The organism is Bradyrhizobium sp. RP6 (assembly GCF_003837805.1).
Lineage (GTDB): Bacteria > Pseudomonadota > Alphaproteobacteria > Rhizobiales > Xanthobacteraceae > Bradyrhizobium.
The window spans coordinates 117,539-142,001 of record NZ_RQIT01000007.1; the positions used below are offsets into that span (position 1 = coordinate 117,539).

At 64.7% G+C, this 24,463-nt stretch carries 25 protein-coding genes; 14 read left to right on the forward strand and 11 right to left on the reverse strand.

Annotated features, from left to right (window positions below; genetic code table 11):
* Window positions 1-78 precede the first annotated feature (78 nt).
* Together carB and EHH60_RS16185 are read right to left on the reverse strand one after the other, a co-directional pair.
* Complete coding sequence (gene carB / locus EHH60_RS16180; protein ID WP_124160446.1) at window positions 79-3,543, reverse strand: carbamoyl-phosphate synthase large subunit; 3,465 nt, start codon at window positions 3,541-3,543, stop codon at window positions 79-81.
* Between the two features lie 142 nt (window positions 3,544-3,685).
* The gene (locus EHH60_RS16185) at window positions 3,686-4,855 is read right to left on the reverse strand and encodes an MFS transporter (protein WP_124160447.1); all 1,170 of its coding nucleotides are present in this window, start codon (window positions 4,853-4,855) and stop codon (window positions 3,686-3,688) included.
* A 109-nt stretch (window positions 4,856-4,964) separates the two neighbouring features.
* On the opposite strand from EHH60_RS16185, the gene EHH60_RS16190 reads away from it, so the two are divergent.
* Window positions 4,965-5,342 (forward strand): ArsR/SmtB family transcription factor, encoded by a 378-nt coding sequence (locus EHH60_RS16190; protein WP_124160448.1) that lies wholly within the window; start codon window positions 4,965-4,967, stop codon window positions 5,340-5,342.
* A 233-nt stretch (window positions 5,343-5,575) separates the two neighbouring features.
* On the opposite strand, the gene EHH60_RS16195 is transcribed toward EHH60_RS16190, so the two are convergent.
* Window positions 5,576-6,277 (reverse strand): class I SAM-dependent methyltransferase, encoded by a 702-nt coding sequence (locus tag EHH60_RS16195; RefSeq protein ID WP_124160449.1) that lies wholly within the window; start codon window positions 6,275-6,277, stop codon window positions 5,576-5,578.
* A gap of 113 nt (window positions 6,278-6,390) precedes the next feature.
* Between EHH60_RS16195 and EHH60_RS16200 the strand changes: the two genes are divergently transcribed.
* Window positions 6,391-6,912, forward strand: coding sequence for a Dps family protein (locus EHH60_RS16200; RefSeq protein WP_124160450.1), 522 nt, complete (start codon window positions 6,391-6,393; stop codon window positions 6,910-6,912).
* Window positions 6,913-7,022: 110 nt separating this feature from the next.
* Here EHH60_RS16200 and EHH60_RS16205 read toward each other — a convergent pair whose 3' ends face one another.
* Window positions 7,023-7,544 carry a cupin domain-containing protein gene (locus EHH60_RS16205; RefSeq protein WP_124160451.1) on the reverse strand — a complete coding sequence of 174 codons (522 nt, stop codon included), beginning with the start codon at window positions 7,542-7,544 and terminating at the stop codon, window positions 7,023-7,025.
* A gap of 145 nt (window positions 7,545-7,689) precedes the next feature.
* On the opposite strand from EHH60_RS16205, the gene EHH60_RS16210 reads away from it, so the two are divergent.
* Complete coding sequence (locus tag EHH60_RS16210) at window positions 7,690-7,905, forward strand: hypothetical protein (RefSeq protein WP_124160452.1); 216 nt, start codon at window positions 7,690-7,692, stop codon at window positions 7,903-7,905.
* 46 nt (window positions 7,906-7,951) lie between these two features.
* Here EHH60_RS16210 and carA read toward each other — a convergent pair whose 3' ends face one another.
* The gene (carA, locus tag EHH60_RS16215; protein WP_124160453.1) at window positions 7,952-9,142 is read right to left on the reverse strand and encodes a glutamine-hydrolyzing carbamoyl-phosphate synthase small subunit; all 1,191 of its coding nucleotides are present in this window, start codon (window positions 9,140-9,142) and stop codon (window positions 7,952-7,954) included.
* A 146-nt stretch (window positions 9,143-9,288) separates the two neighbouring features.
* Between carA and EHH60_RS16220 the strand changes: the two genes are divergently transcribed.
* From EHH60_RS16220 to EHH60_RS16250, 7 genes are all read left to right on the forward strand, one after another.
* Window positions 9,289-10,017 carry an alpha/beta fold hydrolase gene (locus EHH60_RS16220; protein ID WP_124160454.1) on the forward strand — a complete coding sequence of 243 codons (729 nt, stop codon included), beginning with the start codon at window positions 9,289-9,291 and terminating at the stop codon, window positions 10,015-10,017.
* A 33-nt stretch (window positions 10,018-10,050) separates the two neighbouring features.
* A complete protein-coding gene (locus tag EHH60_RS16225; RefSeq protein WP_124160455.1) occupies window positions 10,051-10,506 on the forward strand; it encodes a GatB/YqeY domain-containing protein in 456 nt (151 codons plus the stop codon).
* Between the two features lie 145 nt (window positions 10,507-10,651).
* Window positions 10,652-11,788: an epoxide hydrolase family protein gene (locus EHH60_RS16230; protein WP_124160456.1), complete on the forward strand. Its 1,137-nt coding sequence runs from the start codon at window positions 10,652-10,654 to the stop codon at window positions 11,786-11,788.
* Window positions 11,789-11,911: 123 nt separating this feature from the next.
* Entirely contained in the window at window positions 11,912-13,522 is a 1,611-nt protein-coding gene (locus EHH60_RS16235) for an acyl-CoA synthetase (protein WP_124160457.1), read from the forward strand.
* A gap of 9 nt (window positions 13,523-13,531) precedes the next feature.
* The gene (locus EHH60_RS16240; protein WP_124160458.1) at window positions 13,532-13,999 is read left to right on the forward strand and encodes a MarR family winged helix-turn-helix transcriptional regulator; all 468 of its coding nucleotides are present in this window, start codon (window positions 13,532-13,534) and stop codon (window positions 13,997-13,999) included.
* A gap of 81 nt (window positions 14,000-14,080) precedes the next feature.
* The gene (locus EHH60_RS16245; RefSeq protein WP_124160459.1) at window positions 14,081-14,449 is read left to right on the forward strand and encodes a nuclear transport factor 2 family protein; all 369 of its coding nucleotides are present in this window, start codon (window positions 14,081-14,083) and stop codon (window positions 14,447-14,449) included.
* A gap of 2 nt (window positions 14,450-14,451) precedes the next feature.
* A complete protein-coding gene (locus tag EHH60_RS16250; RefSeq protein ID WP_124160460.1) occupies window positions 14,452-14,895 on the forward strand; it encodes a hypothetical protein in 444 nt (147 codons plus the stop codon).
* 1 nt (window position 14,896) lies between these two features.
* On the opposite strand, the gene EHH60_RS16255 is transcribed toward EHH60_RS16250, so the two are convergent.
* Window positions 14,897-17,128, reverse strand: a complete 2,232-nt coding sequence (locus tag EHH60_RS16255) for an ATP-binding protein (protein WP_124160461.1) — start codon at window positions 17,126-17,128, stop codon at window positions 14,897-14,899.
* Between the two features lie 238 nt (window positions 17,129-17,366).
* Here EHH60_RS16255 and EHH60_RS16260 point away from each other — a divergent pair, with 238 nt between their 5' ends.
* Window positions 17,367-18,143, forward strand: a complete 777-nt coding sequence (locus EHH60_RS16260; protein WP_124160462.1) for a DUF2189 domain-containing protein — start codon at window positions 17,367-17,369, stop codon at window positions 18,141-18,143.
* An 81-nt stretch (window positions 18,144-18,224) separates the two neighbouring features.
* Here EHH60_RS16260 and EHH60_RS16265 read toward each other — a convergent pair whose 3' ends face one another.
* Genes EHH60_RS16265 through EHH60_RS16275 form a run of 3 tightly spaced genes read right to left on the reverse strand, consistent with a single transcriptional unit; the run spans window position 18,225 to window position 19,511 of the window.
* Window positions 18,225-18,737 (reverse strand): SRPBCC family protein, encoded by a 513-nt coding sequence (locus tag EHH60_RS16265; RefSeq protein ID WP_124160463.1) that lies wholly within the window; start codon window positions 18,735-18,737, stop codon window positions 18,225-18,227.
* A complete protein-coding gene (locus tag EHH60_RS16270; RefSeq protein ID WP_124160464.1) occupies window positions 18,734-19,204 on the reverse strand; it encodes an SRPBCC family protein in 471 nt (156 codons plus the stop codon). The genes EHH60_RS16265 and EHH60_RS16270 overlap by 4 nt, the downstream gene beginning before the upstream one ends.
* Complete coding sequence (locus EHH60_RS16275) at window positions 19,197-19,511, reverse strand: ArsR/SmtB family transcription factor (RefSeq protein WP_124160593.1); 315 nt, start codon at window positions 19,509-19,511, stop codon at window positions 19,197-19,199. Before EHH60_RS16275 ends, EHH60_RS16270 begins: the two co-directional genes overlap by 8 nt.
* Window positions 19,512-19,637: 126 nt before the next feature.
* Here EHH60_RS16275 and EHH60_RS16280 point away from each other — a divergent pair, with 126 nt between their 5' ends.
* Complete coding sequence (locus EHH60_RS16280) at window positions 19,638-20,258, forward strand: LysE family translocator (protein ID WP_199751509.1); 621 nt, start codon at window positions 19,638-19,640, stop codon at window positions 20,256-20,258.
* 3 nt (window positions 20,259-20,261) lie between these two features.
* Here EHH60_RS16280 and EHH60_RS16285 read toward each other — a convergent pair whose 3' ends face one another.
* The gene (locus EHH60_RS16285) at window positions 20,262-21,065 is read right to left on the reverse strand and encodes an N-formylglutamate amidohydrolase (protein ID WP_124160465.1); all 804 of its coding nucleotides are present in this window, start codon (window positions 21,063-21,065) and stop codon (window positions 20,262-20,264) included.
* A gap of 77 nt (window positions 21,066-21,142) precedes the next feature.
* On the opposite strand from EHH60_RS16285, the gene EHH60_RS16290 reads away from it, so the two are divergent.
* The gene (locus EHH60_RS16290) at window positions 21,143-21,541 is read left to right on the forward strand and encodes a gamma-glutamylcyclotransferase family protein (protein WP_124160466.1); all 399 of its coding nucleotides are present in this window, start codon (window positions 21,143-21,145) and stop codon (window positions 21,539-21,541) included.
* Here EHH60_RS16290 and EHH60_RS16295 read toward each other — a convergent pair.
* Window positions 21,538-22,101, reverse strand: coding sequence for a chlorite dismutase family protein (locus tag EHH60_RS16295; RefSeq protein WP_124160467.1), 564 nt, complete (start codon window positions 22,099-22,101; stop codon window positions 21,538-21,540). The two genes, EHH60_RS16290 and EHH60_RS16295, sit on opposite strands and share 4 nt — an antisense overlap.
* Window positions 22,102-22,355: 254 nt before the next feature.
* Between EHH60_RS16295 and dnaG the strand changes: the two genes are divergently transcribed.
* Window positions 22,356-24,377, forward strand: a complete 2,022-nt coding sequence (gene dnaG, locus EHH60_RS16300; protein WP_124160468.1) for a DNA primase — start codon at window positions 22,356-22,358, stop codon at window positions 24,375-24,377.
* Window positions 24,378-24,463 lie beyond the last annotated feature (86 nt).

Consider the following 24,463-nt stretch of genomic DNA (forward strand, 5'->3'; position numbering starts at 1 on the left):
CCACCTGGCCGGACAGTTCCTCCGGCCATTGTGGCTTCATCGCCAATCACTTAGCTGCGGCTTCGTCGGAGCTAGCGATCAGGTTTCCGAAAAGTAGCTCTGCAGGGTACGAACCTCAAGATCCCCGCCCAAATAGGCGCGGATGCCCTGCGCGGCCGCCACGGCCCCGGAAAGAGTGGTGTAATACGGCACTTTATGCAAGAGGGCCGCGCGCCGCAGCGAACGGCTGTCGGCCAGCGCCTGGGGGCCTTCAGTGGTGTTGAGGACGAGCTGGACGTCCCCGTTGGTGATGGCGTCGACGATGTGCGGCCGCCCCTCCAGCACCTTGTTCACCTTTTCGGTCGGGATGCCCTGGTCGGTCAGGAAGCGCTGAGTTCCCGAGGTCGCCAGCACCTTGAAGCCGAGCGAGTGCAATTCGCGAACGGCCTCGGCGATGCGCGTCTTGTCGCTTTCGCGAACCGACACGAACACCGTGCCCTTGCGCGGCACCCGCGTGCCGCCGCCGAGCTGGCTCTTGGCGAAGGCCACCGCGAACGAACGGTCGATGCCCATGACCTCGCCGGTCGAGCGCATCTCGGGGCCGAGCACCGTGTCGACGCCGGGGAAGCGCGCGAACGGGAAAACCGATTCCTTGACGCCGACGTGTTTGAGCCTGGCCTTCTTCAGCTTGAAATCGGCGAGCTTCTCGCCCGCCATGATGCGCGCGGCGATCTTGGCGACCGGCGTGCCGACCACCTTGGCGACGAACGGCACCGTGCGCGAGGCGCGCGGATTGACCTCGAGCACGTAGATCTCGCCGTCCTTGATGGCATATTGCACGTTCATCAGGCCGATGACGTCGAGGCCGAGCGCGAGCTCGCGGGTCTGGCGCTCCAGCTCCTCGATCATCTTCGCATCGAGCGAGTGCGGCGGCAGCGAGCAGGCGCTGTCGCCGGAATGGATACCGGCCTCCTCGATGTGTTCCATGATGCCGACGATGAACGTGTCCTTGCCGTCGGAGAGGCAGTCGACGTCGATCTCGGTCGCGTCCGACAGATAGCGGTCGAACAGCAGCGGGTTCTTGCCGAGCACCGTGTTGATCTGCCCGGTCTTGTCGTTCGGATAGCGCGCCTTGACGTCGGCCGGCACCAGCTCCGGCAACGTGCCGAGCAGATAGTCGTTGAGCTGATTCTCCTCGCGGATGATCTGCATGGCGCGACCGCCGAGCACGTAGGACGGGCGGACCACGAGCGGCAGACCGAGATCGGCGGAGACGAGCCTCGCCTGTTCGACCGAATAGGCGATGCCGTTCTTCGGCTGCTTGAGACGAAGCTTGTCGAGCACGCGCTTGAAGCGGTCGCGGTCCTCCGCAAGGTCGATGGCGTCCGGCGAGGTGCCGAGAATCGGCACTTCGGCGGCTTCCAGCGCGCGCGCCAGCTTCAGCGGCGTCTGGCCGCCGAACTGCACGATCACGCCGTGCAGCGTGCCCTTGCTGCGCTCCTTCGCGATGATCTCCAGCACGTCCTCGGCGGTGAGCGGCTCGAAATAGAGCCGGTCGGCGGTGTCGTAGTCGGTCGACACCGTCTCCGGATTGCAGTTGACCATGATGGATTCGTAGCCGGCGTCATGCAGCGCGAAGCAGGCGTGACAGCAGCAATAGTCGAACTCGATGCCCTGGCCGATGCGATTGGGGCCGCCGCCGAGAATGATGACCTTCTTCTTATCGGAGGGCGTGCTCTCGTCGGCCGGGGCGCCCGCAAACGGCGCCTCATAGGTCGAATACATGTAGGCGGTCGGCGAGGCGAACTCGGCCGCGCAGGTGTCGATCCGCTTGTAGACAGGGCGAACGCCGAGCGCGTGCCGTTTCGCCGTCACCTCGGCCTCCGTCGTCTCGGCCAGCACGGCGAGCCGCGCGTCGGAGAAGCCCATGGCCTTGAGCGTGCGCATGCCGAAGGCGTTGCCGGGCAGGCCGTTCTTCCTGACCTTCTGCTCCATGTCGACGATGCCGCGCATCTCGCCGAGGAACCATGGATCGATCTTGCAGGAGTTGAAGATGTCCTCGTTCGACCAGCCGAGCCGCATGGCCTGGGCGACCTGGAGCAGCCGGTTGGGTGTCGGCGTGCCGAGCGCGGCGCGGATCGCGTTCTTGTCGTCGTCGCGGCCGAGGCCCTCGATCTCGATCTCGTCGAGGCCGGTCAACCCGGTCTCGAGCCCGCGCAGTGCCTTTTGCAGGCTTTCCTGGAAGGTGCGCCCGATCGCCATGACTTCGCCGACCGACTTCATCGACGTGGTCAGCGTGGTCGAGGCGCCGGGAAATTTCTCGAAGGCAAAACGCGGCACCTTTGTAACGACGTAGTCGATGGTCGGCTCGAACGAGGCCGGCGTGGCGCCGCCGGTGATGTCGTTGGCGATCTCGTCCAGGGTGTACCCGACGGCGAGCTTGGCGGCGACCTTGGCGATCGGAAAACCGGTGGCCTTCGAGGCCAGCGCGGAGGAACGCGACACGCGCGGATTCATCTCGATGACGACCATGCGGCCGTCTTCGGGATTGACGCCGAACTGCACGTTGGAGCCGCCGGTCTCGACACCGATCTCGCGCAGCACCGCCAGCGAGGCGTCGCGCATGATCTGGTATTCCTTGTCGGTCAGCGTCAGCGCCGGCGCCACCGTGATGGAATCGCCGGTGTGCACGCCCATCGGATCGAGGTTCTCGATCGAGCAGACGATGATGCAATTGTCCTTCTTGTCGCGCACCACCTCCATCTCGTACTCCTTCCAGCCGAGCACGGATTCTTCGATCAGCACTTCGTTGGTGGGAGACGCATCGAGGCCGCGTTCGATGATGTCGAGGAACTCTTCCTTGTTGTAGGCGATGCCGCCGCCGGTGCCGCCCATGGTGAAGGAGGGGCGGATGATCGCGGGCAGGCCGATCTCGGACAGCGCCATCATCGCCTGTCCGAGCGCATATTCCTGATAGCGCTTGCGGCGGTCGCCTTCGCCGAGAGTCCATTGCCGCTCGAGCTCTTCGAGCGCCGCGCCCGACAGCTTCTCGCGTTCGGCCTGGTATTTGTCGCGGAACGACTTCTTCAGCTCGGACGCGTTGGCGAGCCGCGACTTCGGCGTCTGCAGCCCGATCTTCTCCATGGCATTGCGGAAGAGCTGCCGGTCTTCGGCCTTGTCGATCGCATCGGCGGTGGCGCCGATCATCTCGACGTCGAACTTCTCCAGCGTGCCTTGCCGGCGAAGCGACAATGCGCAGTTCAGCGCGGTCTGTCCGCCCATGGTCGGCAGCAGCGCGAAGCCGCCGGGAATGACGTGACGTTCCTTCTCGATGATCTTGGCGACGATCTCGGGCGTGATCGGCTCGATATAGGTCGCATCGGCCAATTCCGGATCGGTCATGATGGTGGCCGGGTTGGAATTGACGAGGACGATGCGGTAGCCCTCTTCCTTCAGCGTCTTCACCGCCTGCGTGCCCGAATAGTCGAACTCACAGGCCTGGCCGATCACGATGGGACCGGCGCCGATGATCAGGATGGTGGTGATGTCTGTACGTTTGGGCATCAACTCTCGCCGAAGTGGAATTTTGGCACAAAAAAAAGGCGCGCTGCTGCGCGTCCCTTTGGCCGAGAGCGCGGTGGTCTCCCTCGCGCGCGGGTGGGTCTTAGACCAGTTTTAGGGGCGGCGAAACCCCGAAAAACGCCCATCAACCGGCAATTTTGACGGGTTTTGGCCGGACCTGCCAGCCACGGGCGAGGTGCACCAGGAGCGAGGCCGCAACGCTCGTTCCGCCGATCCAGCCGAGGTCGGTCGGTGAGAGGGTGACCAGCGCTGCGCCGCCCAGGGCTCCGCCGATCGCGAAGCCGAGATACATCGACGAGGCGTTGAGCGAGAGCGCAATCATCGAAGCCTGCGGCTCGATCCGGATGATGCTGGCGAGCTGGGCCGGATAGAACGCCCATCCCGAGATGCCCCAGAGGAAGATCGCGCCCAGCACGGCGTAATGCGCCTGTCCGGGCATCAGCTTCAGCACCAGCGAATGCAGGAACAGGGCGCCCGCCATGCCGGCGAGCCCGAGGCCTGCGGTGGCGAGCGTGCCGAGCCGGTCGGCCAGGACGCCGCCAAGCATGTTTCCGATCGCGGCGGCGCCGCCGAACACCAGCAGTGCCAGGCTGATTTGCGAGGCGTCGAAGCCGAGCCCGCGCAGCGGGACCGCGAAATATGTGAACACAGTGAAGCCGCCCAGTGCCCACAACATCGTGATCAGCAGGGCGGTCACAACATGGCCGTGTCGCGCCACCGCCAGCCGCTCGCCGAGCGAGGCCGTATTGCGCGGCAGGCCGCGGGGCAGACCGAGCAGGAGGCCGGCGAGCGCAACAGTGCCGATCAGGGCGACCATGGCAAATGTCGCGCGCCAACCGAGCAGGCTGCCGACGAGATTGCCGAAGGGAACGCCGACCACGGTCGCAACCGTGAGCCCCGCGGTAACGAGCGCCACCGCGCGGCCGCGCCGTTCGGGCGCGGCGACCGCCACGGACACCGCAAGCGCCGTCGGCATGCACAGCCCCGAGCCCAGCGCCATCAGCATCCGCGAGGCCAGCAGCAGGGCGTAGTTGGATGCCACCATGGCCGCGAGGTTGCCGGCGATGAAGGTCGCCAGCGCCAGGGCCAGCACGGTGCGGCGGTCGATGTTGTTCAGCGCCACGGTGAGGATCGGCGAGCCCACCGCATAGGTGAGGGCGTAGGCGGTGACCAATTGGCCCGCGGCCGAAACCGAAACTGAGAGGTCGCTCGCGATTGCCGGCAAAAGTCCTGCGATGACAAAGCCTTCGGTGCCGATCGCAAAGGCCGCCAGGGCCAGCCAGACCACGCTCATTGGAAAAGTCCATATGTTCAACGGTTATTGAACTATTCAATGCTGCGGCCCAGGAGTCAATTGGTTCAAGAACTATTGAACATAATGGCCGCGTCGCTATGATCTGAACATGAGCCGCACGCCACTTCACCCGACCCGCGGGCAGATCGAGCTGCCGATGGTGCTGGATTGCCTGAGCGATCCGATCCGGCTCGCCATCGTCTACCAGCTCGCCCTGCAGGAACGTGTCAGCAGCGAACTATGCTGCGGCGACTTCAGCGGCCTCGGCGGCAAGTCGAACCTCGCCTACCATTTCGCCAAGCTGCGCGAATGCGGCCTGATGCAGACGCGCGTGGCGGGGACCAACCGGTTCATGCGCCTGCGCCGCGAGGATCTGGACGCGCGGTTTCCGGGTCTGCTCGATGCGGTGATCAGCTCCGCGGCCAAGGATGCGGACCGGCTTCAACTGCTGCCGGAGTGCAAAGTGGTTGAGGCGGATCGCAGCTGAGCGGATTGCTGACATAGGTCCGGCTCCGCCCGTTCGGGCTTCGCCGCGGCAGCCTTCGCCACGAGCGGGCTTGCCGAGCCGAAGCTGCGCAAGCAGCGAAGGCTGGAGACCCGGCCTGGATTTGAACCAGGATGAAGAGCGATGCACCGCCCCCGCGTAGACACTTCCGCCACCGGGCCGCGGCAATCATGTCCGATTGCAGTGCGACAAGCTACAACGGCTAATTGTTATGCTTAACGAACCAGAGGCGGCCGCGCGATGAAGGTCATGCGCCAGCGATTGTGGCCGATATTGCCATCGGCGCGCCGGACCGCGAATCCGGCCACCTTCAGCTTGGTGGTGATCTCGTCCTCGCTGTAGCGCTGCAGCCCGATCTTCGAACGCAACTGCCGGTAATCCGACAGCGCGGTGCTGATCAGCCCGATCAGCGCGTCCTTCAGGAAGCCGTGGCGCAGGCCGAAGCTGAGCAGCGCCATCACGTCTCTGGCCATGCCAACATTGGGCTGGAGAATGTCGCCCAGCACCAGCTTGCCGGAGGGCTTCAGGATACGGCGGATGTTGAGCAGTGCGGCATCGAGCTCCTCGGGCGTCATGTATTGCGCGACCGAGTTCATCACGACGAGGTCGATCGACTGGTCCTGCATCTTGCGGACATCGTCGAGCGAGCGGACGCGGATCTTGGTGTTCGGGGCAAACCGCGCGATCAGCCGGCCACGCACGCCCGGCGCGGGCTCGGCCAGAATCAGCTTGCCGCAGGCCGCTGCCACCTCGCTCGCCGACAGCGCTTCCCCGCAGGCATAGTCCAGCACCGTCGCATCGGGCGAGGGGATGTAGCCGATGATGTCCCGCGCAATGATCTGGAAGTGCAAGTCGCGATGCAGCTTGCTGACATAGATCGTATGCGTCGAGTCGTAATAATCGATCCAATCGTCCATGCTATTCAAAGGTCCCGGCAAACGGTTCCGATGGAGGAACCGGCGCTGCCCACCTTGCGTTAGGGGTGCGACGGCGCGCCGTCAATGTCCGCGTCCTAACAGGAAGGTCTCCCGTGAGCAAAACCAGCAAGGTCTCGCCCGATCTCGATACCCCCACTGATCTGTCGTCCGACGGAGTCAAGAAGGTCTCGGAGGCGCTCAACGTGCTTCTGGCCGACGCGTTCGCGCTTTATCTCAAGACCAAGAATTTCCACTGGCACATCAGCGGGCGCCATTTCCGAGATTACCATCTCCTGCTCGACGAGCAATCCGACCAGATCTTCGCCACCACCGACCAGCTCGCCGAGCGCGTCCGCAAGATCGGCGGCACCACGCTGAAGTCGATCGGCCAGGTCGCAAAGCTCCAGACCATCAAGGACAACAACGAGGACTACGTCCCGCCGCGCGAGATGCTGCGCGAGCTGATGCAGGACAACAAGCACGTCGCCGCCGCGATGCGCAAGGCGCACGAGGTCTGCGACGAGGCCGGTGACGTCGCCAGCGCCAGCATCCTCGAAAACTTCATCGACGAGACCGAGCGCCGCACCTGGTTCCTGTTCGAGGCGACCCGGCAGGAAGGTGCCAACGTGGCGTAGCAGGGATCCTGAGGTGGATTAGCCGAAGGCGTAGCCCACCACGTGTGCCTCGGCGGAACGGAAGAGGTGGATTACGCTTTGCTAATCCACCTACGGTACTGCGTTTGCGGCTACCGCCACAGCCGCATCAGTGCGCCATCCTTGCCCGTCACCGGATCCGCCGGCGGCAGCGCGACTTGCGGAATCGTCTTCAGCGCCCTGGCATGATTCTCCGGGGTCGCCCGCGTGATCTCCATCCTCGCGCCAGGCGGGTAGGCGCCGATGATGCAGAAATCCTCGCTCGCCTGGATGCATTGATGCCCGGTGCCGGCCGGCAGGATCGCGACGTCGCCGGCCTTGATCCGAAGCTCCTGGCCATGGTCGCCGCCGAAGCGAACGCGGGCATTGCCGCGCGCGACGCCGAGCGCTTCGTGCACCGTCGCGTGATAATGCAGGTAGTCGTAGACGCCGTTGCGCCACGTCCCGCCCCAGCCGTTGCCTTCGAACAGGTCTTCGATGGTCTCTTCCGGATGCTTCGGATCGAGCTTCAACGCGCCCTGGTAGACCAGGAACGGAAGGATGTTGTTCGGCACGAGGCCATCGTCTTCGAACACGATGGCGAGCGGCTCGGCATTGTCGCGGGCGACGGACATGGGGGCTCCCACTGGCAACGGACCGGAATCAAGAGGGCACAGGCCCTCTTGTTCCGCACGACACTCCATACGTCGGCTTGACCGAGATCAAGGCGCCGGCGGCCAATGGCGGGCACGCAGATCGAAGCGAAGGAGGGGGAACGCCATGTACGCATCCGACGTTGCGCAGCGTCATTTTTCGGCCGCCGTCGACGAGGCGGAGACAGCGGGCCTGGGGCACGAAGCCGTCTGCCGGGCATTGCTCAATTTGGTGGTTTCGAAATATCTGGAAACGAGGTCGGTCGCCGACATCCAGGCGGAACTGCGCTTCATCGCCGAGAACTGCGATCCCGACACCGACTTCATGTTCATGCGTCCATGACGGAGCCGGGCCCCGACGGACTCTTCCGCCGGGTGGTGTTGTCGCCTTACGCGCTCTTCCTCTGCCGCATCAGGTCGGCGAAGCGCTTGAACAGATAGTGCGAGTCGCGTGGGCCCGGTGAGGCCTCGGGATGGTACTGCACCGAGAACACCGGCTTGCCATCGAGCTGGATGCCGCAATTGGAGCCGTCGAACAGCGAGATGTGGGTCTGCGTCGCGCCTTTCGGCAGCGTCGTCTCGTCGACGGCAAAACCGTGATTCATCGAGGTGATCTCGACCTTGCCGGTGGTCTCGTCCTTGACGGGATGATTGGCGCCGTGATGGCCCTGGTGCATCTTCTTCGTCTTGGCGCCGACGGCGAGGCCCAGCATCTGGTGGCCAAGGCAGATCCCGAAGGTCGGCGTGCCCGACTTGATCACGTCCCGGATCACAGGCACGGCATATTTGCCGGTCGCAGCCGGATCGCCAGGGCCGTTGGACAGGAACACGCCATCCGGCTTCATTGCCAGAATGTCTTCGGCTGAAGTCGTCGCCGGCACCACCGTCACCTTGCAGCCGACGCCGGCGAGCAGACGCAAAATGTTGCGCTTGATGCCGTAGTCGATGGCGACGACGTTGAATTCCGGCTTCTCCTGCCGGCCGAAGCCTTTGTCCCACAGCCACGGCGTCTCGTCCCAGGTGAAGCGCTGGCCGGAGGTGACCAGCGGCACGAGGTCCATGCCCTCGAGGCCCGGCCATTCGCGCGCTTCTTCCTTCAGGCCATGCAGATCGAACTCGCCGGTCCTGGAATGCGCGATCACGGCGTTGGGCATGCCCTTGGAGCGGATCAGCGCGGTCAGCGCGCGGGTGTCGATGCCGGAGAGGCCGATGATGCCCCGCGCTTTCAGCCAGGCGTCGAGATGCCTGGTGGCGCGATAGTTCGAGGGATCGGTGATCGCGGTGCGCAGGATCACGCCGCGCGCGCCCGGCGTCGCCGCCATGTTCACCGTTTCGATGTCGTCCTCGTTGGTGCCGACATTGCCGATATGCGGGAAGGTGAAGGTAATGAGCTGTCCGGCATAGGACGGATCGGTGAGGATCTCTTCATAGCCGGTCATCGCCGTGTTGAAGCAGACTTCACCGACGGCGTGGCCTTCTGCGCCGAGACCGAAGCCCTCGAGCACCGTGCCGTCCGCAAGCACGAGGAGCGCGGTCGGTTTGTGGTCCGGCCAGGCAGGATCGTTGTCATGTTGTGTCATGAGCCCGCTTCATAGTCCCCACAGGCGCCGCCGTCAAAGCGGAGAATGGCCGATTCACATGCGTTTTTGCATATTTGACAGCCCGTCTCGGGCACTTAAGCTCAGGCGCACAATTTCCGGCAATTTCCTGGGCTTGCGAGGCAATAATGGACCAGACCACCCCGATTCTGCTGGTTCCGGGGCTGGCCTCCTCGGCCCGGATCTACGCTCCGGTGCTTCCGGCGTTATGGCGGTTTGGCCCCGTGATGATTGCCAACCACATCCGCGACGACAGCATCGCGGCGATCGCCCGCCGCATCCTCGCCGAGGCGCCGCCGCGCTTTGCTCTCGCCGGCCATTCCATGGGCGGCTACATTGCCTTCGAGATCATGCGCCAGGCGGGCGAGCGCGTGACCAAGCTCGCGCTGATCAACACGCAGGCCCGGCCCGACACGCCGGAGGCGACCGCGCGCCGATATGCCCAGATGGAGCGCGTCAGGCGCGGCGAGCTCCGTGCCGTCCGCGAGGAGAGTTTTCCGGAGCTCGTGCATTCGTCGCGGCGCGATGACGCCGATATTCTCGCGCTCGTGCATGCGCAGGGCGAGGACGTCGGCGTCGAAGGCTATCTGCGGCAGCAGACCGCGATCATCGCACGGGTGGATTCGCGCCCGACGCTGGCGGCGATCGCATGCCCGACGCTGGTGCTGACGGGCGATACCGACAACACCATCCCGAACGCCTTCTCGAAGGAAATGGCCGAGGGCATCGCCGGCGCGAGGCTTGTGATCCTCGATCACTGCGGGCACCTGCCGCAAGCCGAACAGCCGCAAGCGACAGTGCGGGCGCTCGCGGAATGGCTCGGAACCGAGGTTGTCTCAAGGGCGCGAACGGCCTAGATCAGGCGTCGGATATTCGAAGGGATCACGATCATGCTGCGCGACGACATCAACAATGCGGTCAAGGAGGCCATGAAGGCCAAGGACGAGCGCAAGCTGTCCACGCTGCGCATGGTCAACTCGACCATCAAGAACGCCGACATCGATGCCCGCGGCAGCGGCAAGCCGCCGCTGTCGGACGCCGACATCCTCGCGGTGCTGCAGAAGATGATCAAGCAGCGCCAGGAGGCGGTCGAGCTCTACGACAAGGGCGGCCGCGCCGAGCTTGCCGCGCAGGAGCGCGAGGAGATCGCGGTGATCTCGGCCTACCTGCCGAAGCAGATGTCGGAGGATGACGTGAAGAAGGCGATTGCGGACGCGATCGCTGAGACCGGCGCTAGCGGCATGAAGGACATGGGCAAGGTGATCGCCGTGCTGCGCGCGAAGTATGCGGGACAGATGGATTTCGGCAAGGCGAGCGGCTTGGTGAAGGCTGCGCTGTCGGGCTAAGTCGTCATTCCGGGGCACGCGTAGCGTGAACCCGGCCATCGCGCTGCTGAGTCCGTTGCTTGATGGATTCTCAGATGCGCAACTGTGCATCATAGCTCGCGCTACGCGCGCCCCGGAATGACAAGAAGAACAAGGGAGGCAACCGATGAGCGCCGTCAAACCGTTCCGCATCGCCATCGGCGACGACGTCCTCTCCGATCTCAGGTCACGCCTCGTCCGCACGCGCTGGCCGGATGCCGAGCTCGTCGACGACTGGAGCCAGGGCGCGCCGCTACAGTGGATCCAGGAGATCTGCACCTATTGGGCCAACGATTACGACTGGCGGGCCCGAGAGGCAAAACTCAATCGCTTCGAGCAGTTCACCACCGAGATCGACGGGCTCGACATCCACTTCCTCCATGTGCGTTCGAAGGCGCCGTCCGCGCTGCCGCTGATCATCACCCATGGCTGGCCGGGATCGATCGTCGAATTCCAGAAGGTGATCGCGCCATTGGTCGATCCCGCCGCGCATGGCGGCAATCCCGCTGATGCGTTTCACGTCGTCTGTCCCTCGCTGCCGGGCTTCGGCTTCTCGGCCAAGCCAAAGACCACCGGCTGGGGTGTCGATCGCATCGCCGCGACCTGGGCCAAGCTGATGGACCGGCTCGGCTATGCGCGCTACGGCGCGCAAGGTGGCGATTGGGGCTCGGCGGTGACGACCTCGCTCGGGGCGCAGGACGCCGAGCATTGCGCCGGCATTCACATCACGCTCGCCTTCAATGCGGCGCCCAAGCTCGAGGGCGAGCCGACGGCTGAGGAGAAGCGCGCTCTCACCGGCCTCAAGCACTATGTCGATCTCGACTCCGGCTATTCCAAGCAGCAGTCGACGCGCCCGCAGACGCTCGGCTATGGCCTCACGGATTCACCGAGCGGGCAGGCGGCCTGGATCCTCGAAAAATTCTGGGCCTGGACCGATTGCAGCGGGCACCCCGAGAACATCTTCAGCAAGGACGAGCTGCTCGACAACGTCATGCTGTATTGGGCGACGCAGACGGCGACCTCCTCGGCGCGGCTCTATTGGGAGAGTTTTGGCAAGCGCCGCACCACGCCGGTGGTGAAGGTGCCGACGGGCGTCGCGGTGTTTCCCAAGGAGATCGTCACGCCGGTGCGGCGCTGGATGGAGCCGAACTTCCCGGACATCACCCACTGGAGCGAGATGGAGAAGGGCGGTCATTTCGCCGCCTTCGAGCAGCCGGAGCTGTTCGTGCGCGATGTCAGGAAGTTTTTCGCGACGGTGCGATAGCTCCTGCCGTCATGCCGGGCTTGTCCCTGCCATCCACGGCCCTAGAATGTCGCCAAAGCAAGAAGACGTGGATGGCCGGGACGAGCCCGGCCATGACGTTCCCTCCAGGAAGCGCCTGCAGCCATGCTCACCGAAGCCGCAACCTACGACGAACTCTACCGCGATTTTCGCTGGGACATCCCCGCGCGCTTCAACATTGCGGAAGCGTGCTGTGATCGCCATGCCGACGGCACCGGTCGCCTCGCGCTGATCTATGTCGACGAGAACGGGGCGACCAGCCGCACCTCCTTCGACGAGGTCGCCGAGATGTCGCGCCGCTTCGCCAATGTGCTGAAGGCGGACGGGCTTTCCCGTGGCGACCGCGTCGCGGTGTTTCTGTCGCAGTCCCGGGAATTGCCGATCGCGCATATGGCGGCGTTCCGCTCCGGGACGATCTCGATCCCGTTGTTCGCGCTGTTCGGAGAGGACGCGCTGGAATTCCGCCTGTCGAATTCGGAGGCGAAGGCCATCGTCACCGACGAAGGCGGCTGGGAGAAGCTCGCAAAAATTCGCGATCGTTTGCCCGACCTGAAGACGATCTATGTGGTCGGTGGGCGCGCGCCGGCGGGAACGACGTCGTTCTGGGACGCGGTGAAGGCCGCGTCGGCCGACTTCGCGCGGGTCGACACCTCGTGCGATGATCCCGCGCTGATCATCTACACCTCGGGCACAACGGGCAATCCGAAGGGGGCGCTGCATGCGCACCGCGTCGTGCTCGGTCATCTACCGAACGTGGAGATGTGTCACAACTTCCTGCCGCGCCCCGGCGATCTCATGTGGACGCCGGCGGACTGGGCCTGGATCGGCGGGCTCATCAACGGCCTGTTCGCGTTCTGGTATCACGGCATTCCCCTCGTCGGTCACCGCGCACGCAAATTCGAGCCGCAGGCGGCGATGCAGATGATGGCCGATCTTTCCGTGCGCAACGTCTTCCTGCCGCCGACCGCGCTGAAGCTGATGCGGCAGGCCGGAGTGAAGCATCCCGGCGTCAAGCTGCGCAGCATCTTCACCGGCGGCGAGTCGCTGGGCGGCGAACTGCTCGGCTGGGTGCGCGAAACCTTCGGCATCGACGCGCACGAAGTGTTCGGCCAGACCGAGTGCAATCTCGTGATCGGCAGCAACTCGAACTTGTTTCCGATCCGCCCCGGTTCGATGGGCAAGGCGACGCCGGGCTTTGATGTCCGCATCGTCAACGACATGGGCGAGGAATTGCCGCGGGGACAGCGCGGCCTCATCGGCGTGCGCCAGCCATGCCCCGTCACCATGCTCGAATATTGGCGCAATCCGGAGGCGACGGCGAAGAAATATGCCGGCGAGTTCCTGTTGACCGGCGATCTCGGCGTGCAGGACGAGGACGGCTATTTCTGGTACGTCAGTCGTGAGGACGACGTCATCACCACCGCCGGCTATCGCGTCGGGCCGTCCGAGATCGAGCACACGCTGATGAAGCATCCGTCGGTGGCGATGGCAGCCGTCGTCGGCATCCCCGATCCGATCCGAACAGAGTCCATCAAGGCCTGGATCGTGCTGCGGCCCGGATTTGCCGGCAGCGATGCGCTGGCGCGCGAGATCCAGGAGTTCGTCAAGGTGCAGCTCGCAGCCCACGAATATCCGCGCTTCGTCGAGTTTGCCGAGACGCTGCCGATGACGGCGACGGGCAAGGTGCTGCGGCGCGAGCTGCGGGCGAGAGGCTAGCTTCCTGCAATGGCAAAGGCGCCTCAAGCCGCGGGACTCCACCGCGCCTCACTGACCAAGCTGCACGATCTGGATGCGGCGCTCGAGCTCATGTATTACGGCTGGCGTGGGATGACGCTGGAGGCCGACGCATATCTTGCGAAGCAGGGTCTTTCGCGTCCGCACCATCGTATCCTCTACGTGGTGGCGCGCCGGCCCGACATCGCGATCGGCGCGCTGATCGAGATCCTCGGCATTTCCAAGCAAGCCCTCAACCGGCCGCTCAATCTGCTGGTGGAGCGCAAGCTCCTGACGTCGAAGCGTTCGCCCGAGCAGCACCGCTCGAAATTGCTGCGCCTGACGGAAACGGGGCGGCGCATCGAGCAGCGGGCCTCCGACCACGAGCGCAAGGTGCTGCGCGAGGCGTTCGATCGCGTCGGGGCGTCGGGTGCGGCCGGGTGGATGGGCGTGATGGAGGCGATCGCCGACAACAACTGACGGAATCCTCAAGTCAACGTAGTTGACATGAGGCGCGGGCTTTGCCACCCTCCCTGCCACGAGCCAGGGAGGATCCGTGCCATGAGCGGACAGGCAATGAACCGCGCGACCGCGGAAGGCTTTGTTGCGGCGTGGTGTTCGAATTGGCGCAGGGTCGACATCGACGCTGTCGTCGCGCATTTCACCGACGATGCGCAGATGCGCAGTCCTCTCGCTCTCACGCTGACGGGGTCTCCTGTCGTCAACGGCGCCGAGAGCATCCGTGCCTACTGGCGGAAGGCCTATGGCCACGTCGAGCACGCGGACCTGAACATCCTGAGCTGGAGCTGGGACGAGGCGATCGCGCGCCTGACGGTGTGGTGGCAGCTGGGCGATACGCGCGCCAGCGAATGCATGGATTTCGATGATGCTGGCCGCGTCGTGCGCAGCGAAGCCTTCTATGGAAAATGACGATGCGCCTTTCTGATTTCGTTCTGCTTCTCAACACTCTCTGGTTCGTCGGCGCTTTCATCCAGTTCAGTGTCGCGCAATCGAACACGTTGAAGATCCTGCTGCCGCGGGAAGAGCGCAGCAATCCGATCGCGCCGACCCTGGCGGCCAGCGTGGCGTTCCTGGGCGGGATGAATCTGCCGATCGGGCTCCTGTCGCTCTATCTTCTGGCCGTCCGCCCATCCTTCTTCCAGCCGAGCGAAGCGCAGCTCGCGCTGTTCCTGTTCTTCGCCGCCTGCCATTTCAGCCAGTTCGCCTATAACGTTCCGGTGCTGATGCGCGGAGGCCGCGTCGGAGTGGCCTACTGGCCGGTGCTGAAGGGCCCGATGCTCCGGATCTTTGTCATCGACGCGGCCCTGTTCGCGGCCAATCTCGGCGTGGCGCTCCAGCTCGCGATCGGCTCCTGATCTACCGCGATGGCTCCGAGAGGGCGGCCCGCAGCATCGCAGCAAGATCCTTGCGCCGGAACGGCTTGGTCAGAATGCGGGCACCGCCGATCTGGTCGGGCGTCCTGACGGGACTCTGGCTGTAACCGGAGGTGAAGAGAACCTTGAGACCAGTCCGCAGCCCGGTTGCCTGCCTCGCCAGCTCCGGTCCGGACATCCCGCCGGGCATCACGACATCAGTGAACAGCAACTGGATGTCTCCGGGCTGGCGCAGCACATCCAGCGCCGCCGGCCCGTTCGATGTCGCGATGACGCGATAGCCGAGCGACTTCAGCTCGTTTGCGACATAGGCTCGCACCATATCGTCGTCCTCGACGACGAGAATCGTCTCGTGTCCGTCGGGTGCGGTGACCTGCTCTGCCGGCAGCGGTTCCTCATTCGGCGGCGTCGCGAGGCGCGGAAAGAACAGCCTGACGACGCTGCCTTGACCCGGTTCGGATTGCATTTGCACCAGTCCGCCGGATTGTCGCGCAAACCCGTAGACCATGCTGAGGCCGAGACCGGTCCCCTTACCGACCTCCTTGGTGGTGAAGAACGGTTCGAACGCGCGCCCCAACACCTCGCTGCTCATGCCGGTCCCCGTATCCTTCACGGCCAGCATCACGTAGTCGCCCGGCCGCGGCTCGCCGTTGACGTCGAGGTCGGTGTCACTGAGCGAGATGTTTCGTACCTCGACCATCAGCTTGCCGCCGTCGGGCATCGCATCGCGTGCGTTGAGCACGAGGTTGAGCACGGCCGTCGCCAATTGGCTGGGATCGACGCTGGCGAGCCATAGATTCGGCGCGAGCGCGAAGCTGCAGTCGATGTGCTCGCCCAAGGTCCGCCGCAGAAGCTGCTTCATGCCGGTCACCTGCTCGGCGATGTCGATCTCTCGCGGTCGCAGCGGCTGCTTGCGCGCGAAGGCGAGCAGGCTCCGCGTCAGGTCGGAACCGCGCTCGGCGGCGGTCGCGATGTCGTCAGCGATCCGCCGCAATTCCTTGTTGCCCGCAAGCCTGTCGGCGAGGTGCTCCGCATTGCCGAGAATGACGGTCAGGAGATTGTTGAAATCGTGCGCCACGCCGCCGGTGAGCTGGCCCATGGCTTCCATCTTCTGGGACTGGCTGAGCTTGTGGCTGAGATCCGCGATGGCAACTCGCTGCTGCTCGAGCGATTCGGCCGTCCTGTTGAGCAGGGTCATCAATCCGCCGAGTTCGCCGCCCGAGTGGGGCTCCGGAATGCGCGCGCTGAGATCGCCGCGCCCGAGACTCTTGGCCATGGCGGCGAGCCGTCCGACTTGGCGGCCGACGCTCATGGTCGCAAGGATCCAGACACCGGCGAGCAACAGAAGCGAAGCCACCGCAAGGATGGCCGTGTCCTCCAACAGCCGGCGATTGGCCGCCGCCACCAGTCCGTCCTTGGATCGTCCGACCAGGACGGTGAGGCCGGCCTTGCGGATCGAAGGTGAGCGGGCAACGGCCCAGATCTGCGTGTGGCCGTTGCGGTCGCTCACCTCGCGAAACGGCTCGCGATCGGGCGCTGCCGCAAAGCGGAACAGGTCGGAACCAGCAATGGATCCGCCGACGGGCTCGCTCCAGCTGCCGCCCTTGGGGGCGACCAGCACTGTACCCTTGGCGTCGATCAGCAGGATGTCCTTCTCGGCGAGCAGCCGCTTATCGTGAAATTCTGCGAACTTGTCGAGGTTGAACGAGGCGAGCAGCACGAATTTCAGCGCACCCGCCTCCGATCGTACGGGATAAGCGATCTGCAGCACCGATAGCCCGGTGAGCCGGCCGAACACCGGCTCCACTGCGACGACGCCGTGAAGACCTTTCACCTGCTTGAAATAGCCGCGGTCATTCAGGTCGAGCGCGCGGTTGGTCCGCAGCGAGTCGCAGAACAGACGGCCGTCGGGATCGATGGTCAGGATGCCCGTGAACTGCGGGTATTCTTCGCGGACATCAGATAGAAATGCCGAGCACGCCGCCTTGTCGCGCGTGTCGAGATCGCGGGCACGGGCGAGCCCATAATGAAGCTGGGCGGTGCCCTTGATCTTCTCGTCCAAATCTCCCGCGATGTCGTCGGCGGATGCGACCAGATTGGCCAGCGCCGCGTCGATCTCACTGGCCCGGTTTTGCACGAAACGGAGCCCGACCAGGATCGCTGGCACGAGCATGGCCGCGATGACGAGGATCAGTAACCGGGTACGCAGGCTCATCGGTTGGCGATCGGCTCCCAGGCGAGGGTGGTCGGAGGTACAATTTGAGGCACGATCATCTGCCCCGTCCATAGTCATCGCCGCGAATATCACACCAAAGGCCAGGATTTCTCATTGCGATCATTGTCTCGTTGCCGGTCTCTTCGGCCGGCATCAAGTTGCACCTCCGTGCGGCGGCGCTAATATCGTGTTCGGTCCAAGCGCGACGGGAGATCGCGCCGATCTTCGGAGGAAGCTGATGTCCATCTCGGGCAAGGTCGATCCGGTGGTGCGTCCCGTGGCGGCGGTCGACATCGCCGAGGCGCTGGTCGAAGGCCTGCGCGATTTTCAGGCGCTGCCTCTTTACGGTCTCTGCTTCGGCGCGCTCTATGCTGCCGGCGGCATCGCCATCATGCTCTGTCTCACCGCCTTCGGCATGGTCTATCTGGTCTATCCCCTGGCCGCCGGTTTTGCGCTGATCGGGCCGTTCGTGGCGATCGGCCTCTACGAAATCAGCCGCCGCCGCGAGTGCGGCGAGCCGGTCTCATTCGGTGCGATCTGGTCGGCGATCCGTTCACGCAGCGAGATCGGCTGGATGGCCTTCGTGACGCTGTTCGTGTTCGTGGTGTGGATGTACCAGGTGCGGCTCCTAATCGCGCTGCTGCTCGGCCTCAATGCCTCGTTTTCGAGCTTGCAGGAATTCATGACAGTGGTGCTGACGACAAACGAGGGCCTGCTGTTCCTGGCCATCGGCAACGCGGTCGGTGCCGTGCTGTCGCTGATCCTGTTCTCGCTGACCGTGGTGTCGTTCCCGCTGCTGCTCGATCGCGACGTTGATTTCGTCACGGCCATGGTGACGAGCGTACGTGCCGTCGTCGCGAGCCCGCTGCCGATGATCTCGTGGGCCGCTGTGATCGTGATGCTGCTGATCGTCTCGGCGCTGCCCTATTTTCTAGGGCTGATCGTGACGCTGCCGGTGCTGGGACATGCGACCTGGCATCTGTACCGGCGGCTGGTGTCGCCGGTGCCCGCCTAGCTCAACCGCTTGATGGATTCTCAAATGCGCAATTGCGGCATCATAGCTCGCGCTACGCGTGCCCCGGAATGATACAGCGTCCTACGGCGTCTTGATGCCCATCGCCTTCAGCGCCCCCAGCAACCGCACCGGCGGGGACATCTCGATCTGCGGCGCCTTGCCGGTCTCCAGCAGGCTCTTCAATCCGGAGAGGATCGCGGGCCAGCCGGTACGGCCGCCGGAAAGGATGTCGTCGCTGAGCTCGCGGTCGTGGCGTTGGCTCAGGGTGAGGCGGACGGCTTCGCCGGCCTGTTCGATCTCGTAGGTGACAATGGTGGTGCCGAGCTTTTCCACGAGGTCCGGCCAATTGACGTTCCAGCTCACCGTGAGCCTCCTCGGCGGATCGTATTCGAACACTTCGCCACGAATGTGCTCGGAGCCGTCGGGCGCGTGCACGATGAAGCTGCCGCCGAGCTGCGGCTCCATCTCCACTGCAAAGCCGGAGAAATATTTCCGGCTGAACTCGGCGGACGTGAGCGCCTCCCACACTTTCTCCGGCGTCGAGACGATGTAGATGGTGTAGACGGTCAGCGGCTTGAACTGATCGAGGTTCATTTTGCGTCGAATCCCTTGTTGAGGGCCGCGCGCGGGATGGCGAGAACCTTGCCTGTCTCCAGGAGACTCTTCAGCCCGGACAGGATCGCCGGCCAACCATTCGAGACGGCGCCGAGATATTTGCCGCCTTCGGCGAAGCCGTCATGCAGCACGGTCAAACGCACGAGCGGGCCGAATGGTTCGAGGGTGAAGACGACACGAGAGATCGGCTCGCCGCGCAGCTCCTCGTACTTCTGGTGCTTGAAGCTGTAGGACAAACGTCGCGGCGGATCGGATTCCAGGATCTCGCCGGAATCGGTGACCTCGCCGTCGAGCGTGAGCGCGAAGGGAGAGCCGACCTTCCAGTCGGACCTGACCTCGGCGCTGAACCAATATTGCCTGGTGAACTCGCTCGACGTCAGCGCCTGCCACAGCTTCTCGGGCGTGGTCTCGATGTAGGTCACGTAGACGAACTCCGGCTTACTCATCGCGTTTCTCCAACTGACGTTTCAATTCGCTGAGCGCAGCGAGCTTGCTGCGCTCGAACTTCTTGATCCAGCGCTCACCGATCTGATGGATCGGCACCGGGTTGAGGTAGTGCAGCTTCTCGCGGCCCTGCCTGATGGTCGTCACCAAGTTGGCCTCTTCCAGAATGACGAGGTGTTTCGTGACAGCCTGCCGCGTCATGGCGAGGCCCTCGCAAAGTTCGTTCAATGTCTGGCCGTTCCTGGCGTGAAGCCTGTCGAGCAGCGACCGTCGTGACGCGTCGGCGAGCGCTTTGAAGACTTCATCCATGGTCGAGATAATAAGCAACCAAATGGTTGCATGTCAAGTCGCGAAAGCGAGGAGAGAGGGAACGTCTTCCGTTCCAGCCCTCGCCATGCATTAATGCGGCAAAACCGCTGTCAGCGAGTCCTCCCCATGATGTCCATGCAAGCCTATCTCGCCTTCGTCGCCGCCTGTATTGCGCTGGCGCTGCTGCCGGGACCGATCGTCACCCTCGTCATCGCCAACGGCCTGCGCCACGGCACGCGCGCCGCGCTCACCAACGTTGCCGGCGCGCAAGCGGGCCTTGCCATCGTGATCGGCATCGTCGCGGTCGGCCTGACCTCCCTGATGGCAACCATGGGCTATTGGTTCGACTGGGTGCGCTTTGCCGGCGCCGCCTATCTGATCTGGCTCGGCATCAGGCTGATCTGGGCGCCGGTCGAGGGCGTCGATCTCGAGGCGCCGCCACCGCCGCCGCGCGGCGGCTTCTTCCTGCAGGGATTCCTGGTGCTGCTGTCGAACCCCAAGGTGCTGGTGTTCTTCGGCGCCTTCATTCCGCAATTCATGGACATGAACCAGCCGCACTTTCCGCAAGTCGCGCTGCTGGGCGCCACCTTCATGGTGACGGCGGTCATGACCGATGCGCTCTACGCCATCGCCGCCGGGCGGGCCCGAAAATTCTTCTCGGCGCGCCGCACGCGGATGATGTCGCGCATCTCCGGCGGCTTCATGATCGGCGGCGGCATCTGGCTGGCGCTGACTCGGGCGAAGTGAGCATCACGCCATTCCGTCCTCGCGCAGCGTTGCTGCGATCTCGCGCAGGATCCGCGCCAGCCGCTCGGCCCATTGCTGCTGGCCGGTTTCGTCGGTGATCAGGTCTTGGCGGATTTCGATGCCGGTGTTGATCAACCCGCGCGTCTCGCCGTGTACGGGGATGGTGTAGTCGGTGATGTCGCTCACCGCATAAGGCTGGTTATCGCCGACGACGAGATCGCTCTCCCCCCGCAGGTGTTGCAGCATCAGCCGCGGCAGCACCGTATCGCGGTGATAGAGCGTGCCGATGTGCCAGGGCCGCGGGTCGCCGTAATAGACGGGCGTGAAGCTGTGTAGCGCCACCAGCACGGTTGGTCGCTCGGCGTGCACGCGCGCATCGATCGCCGCGCCGATCCGGCCGTGATAGGGATCGAAGATCTCGCGCCGGCGCATCTCCTTGGCCGCGGCCGATAGATTCTCGTTGCCGGGGATGGCGGTCGCCTCGGAGATCACAGGTATCGAGCTCGCGACGCCCGGCGGACGGTTGCAGTCGATCACGAGGCGCGAGTAGCGTTGCGCAATCAGGTGCGCGTCGAGCATCCTGGCGAGCCGCTCGGCGACGCCGGCGATGCCGATGTCCCAGGCGATATGCCTGACAAGCTCGCCTTCCGCCAGACCGAGATCTCCGAGCGCGCGCGGCAGCACCCGCCCGTAATGATCCGCGGTGAGCAGGAAGGGCGATGCCCCCGCCGCATTCACCTCATGCACGGGCGGACTGTCGCCCTCGCCGAGCAGTTGATCGGTTACCTCGGCTGTCTCGAAATCCATCTAGATTTGCCTATGGAAGAGCAACGTGTGTAAACGGAGTAACGGTATTGCGCCGTCGTCGCAACGTTGGAACACCCATGAGCTTCGATCGCCTCTTCGTCTACGGCACCCTGATGCGCGGCTTCGACCATCCGATGGCGCGGCTGCTGACGGGCCATGCGGATTTTCTGGGTGAAGCGACCTGCCGCGGCCGGCTCGTTCTGGTGAAGCACTATCCGGGATTGCTGCTCTCCGACGTGCCGACGGACATCGTCCACGGCGAGCTCTTCCGCCTGCGCGTGGCGGGCGAGCTCCTGCGCGAGCTCGACATGTACGAAGCCTGCGGTGAGGGCTTTCCGGAGCCGACCGAATATTTGCGCCAGTTGGTCGATGTGACGCGGGCCGACGGCGCCACCGAGAAGGCCTGGACCTACGTCTACAACTGGCCCGTCTCCGATCTGCCGCGCATCGAGTCGGGCCGCTTCCTCGAGCATTAGGCCGACAGCACTTCCTTCACCAGGCGCACGTCGACCTCGCGCTCGACATAGGTCCACTCCTCGGTCTGCCGGAGCATCGTCACCAGCTCCTCGAACAGCGCGGCGTGCGCGGGGGCGAATTCGAACCAGGTGAGAAAGTCGAAAGGCCCGCCGAGGTCGCGGCAGTGATAGAGCTGGCGCGCAATCGCCGGCAGGAAGCGCAGGCTGCTCGCGATGTGATGCGACTTGTCCTCGAAGATCCTGCGGCGCTCTTCCTGGGTCAGCTCCCACCAGGCCTGCGACTTGCGGATCGGAATCAGCGCAGCGCTGGTCGCCTCGATGCGGCCGAGGTCAGCCTGCACGGCCACGAGCTGCTGCTTCTCGGTTCGCTCGGTGTAGCGCAAGCTGCTCTCGACACCCACCAGCCGCCACGCATTGCGCGAGGGTACCAGCGGCAACGAAACGGCATCGCTGTCGGTTACCGACAGCGCCGGCACGAAGGGCAGGGGCTCGCCCGTCACGGGCGAAAGCGAGGTCACACGCCAGCCCCCGCTCTGGCCGCCTCGAAAGGTCTTGAACATGGGCGTATGGAAGCGTGGAACCGGGCGCGGTTCAAGCCTTCTGTCATTCCGGGCGCCCGCTCCGTCATCCGTCGAGGCCGGCCGAAGATACGGGCGCTCTGGGTGAGGGGGCTAGGCGCCCCCGAATGACGGGCCAAGGCCTGTGCATAGGTCGAATAACCCGGATAAACCCGACAAACCTGGCCTTTGGCCGCGCCGCACCTATATCCCTGATCTTTCGCCCGACTCACCCGGTTTCGCGCTAGACAAAATCCATGCGCTTCACGCCCCAGTTCCTCGACGAGCTTCGTGCCCGGCTTTCGGTCTCCGAAGTCGTGGGCAAGCGCGTCAAGCTGAAGAAGGCGGGGCGGGAGTGGAAGGGGCTGTCGCCGTTCCAGCAGGAGAAGACGCCGTCCTTCTACGTCAACGACCAGAAGGGTTTTTACCACGACTTCTCCTCCGGCAAGCACGGCGACATCATCACTTTCGTGATGGAGACCGACGGTCTGCCGTTCGCCGAGGCCGTGGAGCGGCTCGCCAACATGGCGGGCCTGCCGCTGCCGGCGGTGACGCCCGATGCGGCGCGGCACGAGCAGCGACGCAAATCGCTGCATGACGTCATGGATCTCGCAGCAAAATTCTTCGCGGAGACGCTGGCCTCGCGTCTCGGCGCCAAGGCGCGCGGCTATCTCGCCGACCGCGCCATCTCGCCGGGGACGCAATTGCAGTTCCGCCTCGGCTATGCCCCGCCCGATCGCTTCGCGCTGAAGGAGCATCTCGGCAAGCTCGGCATCTCCGTCGACGACATGGTCGAGACGGGATTGCTCGTCGCCGGCAACGACATCCCCGTGCCGTACGACCGCTTCCGCGATCGCGTGATGTTTCCGATCACGGATCTGCGCGGCCGCGTCATCGCCTTCGGCGGACGCGCGCTGGAGAAGGACGTTCCGGCAAAATACCTGAACTCGCCGGAGACGCCGCTCTTCCACAAGGGCGACAATCTCTACAACCACCAGACCGCGCGCAAGGCCACGCACGACGGCAGCGCTCTGATCGTCGTCGAAGGCTATGTCGACGTCATCGCCATGGTCACTGCGGGCTTTGCGGGCTCGGTGGCGCCGCTCGGCACCGCGCTGACTGAAAGCCAGCTCGCGCTGCTCTGGAAGATGGCGGACGAGCCGATCCTCTGCTTCGACGGTGACCGCGCCGGACAGAAGGCGGCTTATCGTGCCGCCGACCTCGCGCTGCCGTTCCTCAGCCCCGGCAAGAGCCTGCGCTTTGCGCTGCTGCCGGAGGGGCAGGATCCCGACGATCTCGTGCGCTCCGGCGGACGCGGTGCGATCGAGGAGGTGATCGGGGCGGCGCGACCGCTTGCCGACATGATCTGGTCGCGCGAGCTCGAAGGCGGCAATTTCGCCACCCCCGAGCGCCGCGCCGCGCTGGAGGCGCGCATCAGGGAGCTCACCAACGGCATTCGCGACGAGGTGGTGCGGCGCTATTATCGCGACGAATTCGTCGAGCGGCTGCAGCGCACCTTCGCGCCCGAAGCTGGACGCGGCTATGGCGGCCGGGGCAATTTCCGCTCCGGCGGCGGCCGGCCGTTCCAGCCGAGGGCAGGGGGAAGCGCGAATCGATTCGGCGGCCAGGGATTTGGTGGACAGGGATTTGGCGGCGGCCGCCGCGGCGCCCCCGGCCCGACCCCGCTCCCGTCCGGCCCCTATCAGGCGGCGAGCCCCCAGCTGGCGGCAAGCCCGATCATGAAGGGCCAGCGCAGCGCGATCTCCCGCCGAGAGGCCCTGATCCTGCAATGTCTGATCAACCACCCCTGGCTGCTGCACGACCACCTCGAGGAGGTCGCCGCCCTGGAGCTGGCCCATCCGGAGGCCCATAAGCTGCGGGCCGGCATCATCGCCGCCTTCGCCAACGACCACCATCATTTGCCGGAGCCCGGCGAGCAGGCCGAAAAGATGCGTGGCGATCTCGATCGGGGCGGATTTTCCCAAGTTCTTCAAAGGGTTGAGAATGGCATCACGACCCAGGCGGTGTGGGGTGCCCGCGAAGGCGCGGCGCGGGATGACGTTCTTGCGACGTGGCACCAGCTCGTTGTCTTGCATCGGCAATGGCATTCACTACTTAGGGAGCTGAAGGACGCCGAGCTGGCCTTGGGGGAGGATCCCAGCGAGGCCAATTTGGCATGGCTCCGTGACGTCAAGGCCCGGATGGCCGAGGTCGACGGCACCGAGGCCCTGATCGAGGGTTTTGGCGAGCTGTCGGGCCGGCTTCAGAAGAGCGTATGATGAAAGAATCATGCGGACGGCCGGGGTCGGAACCGCTAAAAGACTCGCCAAATCCAAGGTTTGGCGGCACAAACAGGGTTAATCGA

What these genes read in the sequence shown, in the direction of transcription:
- EHH60_RS16195 (WP_124160449.1), bottom strand. Translation starts at nt 6,277, where the DNA reads ATGGACGATTGGATCGATTATTACGACTCGACGCATACGATCTATGTC.
- carB (WP_124160446.1), bottom strand. Translation starts at nt 3,543, where the DNA reads ATGCCCAAACGTACAGACATCACCACCATCCTGATCATCGGCGCCGGT.
- EHH60_RS16230 (WP_124160456.1), top strand. Translation starts at nt 10,652, where the DNA reads ATGAGCGCCGTCAAACCGTTCCGCATCGCCATCGGCGACGACGTCCTC.
- EHH60_RS16210 (WP_124160452.1), top strand. Translation starts at nt 7,690, where the DNA reads ATGTACGCATCCGACGTTGCGCAGCGTCATTTTTCGGCCGCCGTCGAC.
- EHH60_RS16265 (WP_124160463.1), bottom strand. Translation starts at nt 18,737, where the DNA reads ATGAACCTCGATCAGTTCAAGCCGCTGACCGTCTACACCATCTACATC.
- EHH60_RS16270 (WP_124160464.1), bottom strand. Translation starts at nt 19,204, where the DNA reads ATGAGTAAGCCGGAGTTCGTCTACGTGACCTACATCGAGACCACGCCC.
- EHH60_RS16250 (WP_124160460.1), top strand. Translation starts at nt 14,452, where the DNA reads ATGCGCCTTTCTGATTTCGTTCTGCTTCTCAACACTCTCTGGTTCGTC.
- EHH60_RS16185 (WP_124160447.1), bottom strand. Translation starts at nt 4,855, where the DNA reads ATGAGCGTGGTCTGGCTGGCCCTGGCGGCCTTTGCGATCGGCACCGAA.
- EHH60_RS16295 (WP_124160467.1), bottom strand. Translation starts at nt 22,101, where the DNA reads ATGTTCAAGACCTTTCGAGGCGGCCAGAGCGGGGGCTGGCGTGTGACC.
- EHH60_RS16290 (WP_124160466.1), top strand. Translation starts at nt 21,143, where the DNA reads ATGAGCTTCGATCGCCTCTTCGTCTACGGCACCCTGATGCGCGGCTTC.
- EHH60_RS16255 (WP_124160461.1), bottom strand. Translation starts at nt 17,128, where the DNA reads ATGAGCCTGCGTACCCGGTTACTGATCCTCGTCATCGCGGCCATGCTC.
- EHH60_RS16280 (WP_199751509.1), top strand. Translation starts at nt 19,638, where the DNA reads ATGATGTCCATGCAAGCCTATCTCGCCTTCGTCGCCGCCTGTATTGCG.
- EHH60_RS16225 (WP_124160455.1), top strand. Translation starts at nt 10,051, where the DNA reads ATGCTGCGCGACGACATCAACAATGCGGTCAAGGAGGCCATGAAGGCC.
- EHH60_RS16285 (WP_124160465.1), bottom strand. Translation starts at nt 21,065, where the DNA reads ATGGATTTCGAGACAGCCGAGGTAACCGATCAACTGCTCGGCGAGGGC.
- EHH60_RS16240 (WP_124160458.1), top strand. Translation starts at nt 13,532, where the DNA reads ATGGCAAAGGCGCCTCAAGCCGCGGGACTCCACCGCGCCTCACTGACC.
- EHH60_RS16190 (WP_124160448.1), top strand. Translation starts at nt 4,965, where the DNA reads ATGAGCCGCACGCCACTTCACCCGACCCGCGGGCAGATCGAGCTGCCG.
- EHH60_RS16220 (WP_124160454.1), top strand. Translation starts at nt 9,289, where the DNA reads ATGGACCAGACCACCCCGATTCTGCTGGTTCCGGGGCTGGCCTCCTCG.
- EHH60_RS16260 (WP_124160462.1), top strand. Translation starts at nt 17,367, where the DNA reads ATGTCCATCTCGGGCAAGGTCGATCCGGTGGTGCGTCCCGTGGCGGCG.
- carA (WP_124160453.1), bottom strand. Translation starts at nt 9,142, where the DNA reads ATGACACAACATGACAACGATCCTGCCTGGCCGGACCACAAACCGACC.
- EHH60_RS16205 (WP_124160451.1), bottom strand. Translation starts at nt 7,544, where the DNA reads ATGTCCGTCGCCCGCGACAATGCCGAGCCGCTCGCCATCGTGTTCGAA.
- EHH60_RS16235 (WP_124160457.1), top strand. Translation starts at nt 11,912, where the DNA reads ATGCTCACCGAAGCCGCAACCTACGACGAACTCTACCGCGATTTTCGC.
- dnaG (WP_124160468.1), top strand. Translation starts at nt 22,356, where the DNA reads ATGCGCTTCACGCCCCAGTTCCTCGACGAGCTTCGTGCCCGGCTTTCG.
- EHH60_RS16245 (WP_124160459.1), top strand. Translation starts at nt 14,081, where the DNA reads ATGAGCGGACAGGCAATGAACCGCGCGACCGCGGAAGGCTTTGTTGCG.
- EHH60_RS16275 (WP_124160593.1), bottom strand. Translation starts at nt 19,511, where the DNA reads ATGGATGAAGTCTTCAAAGCGCTCGCCGACGCGTCACGACGGTCGCTG.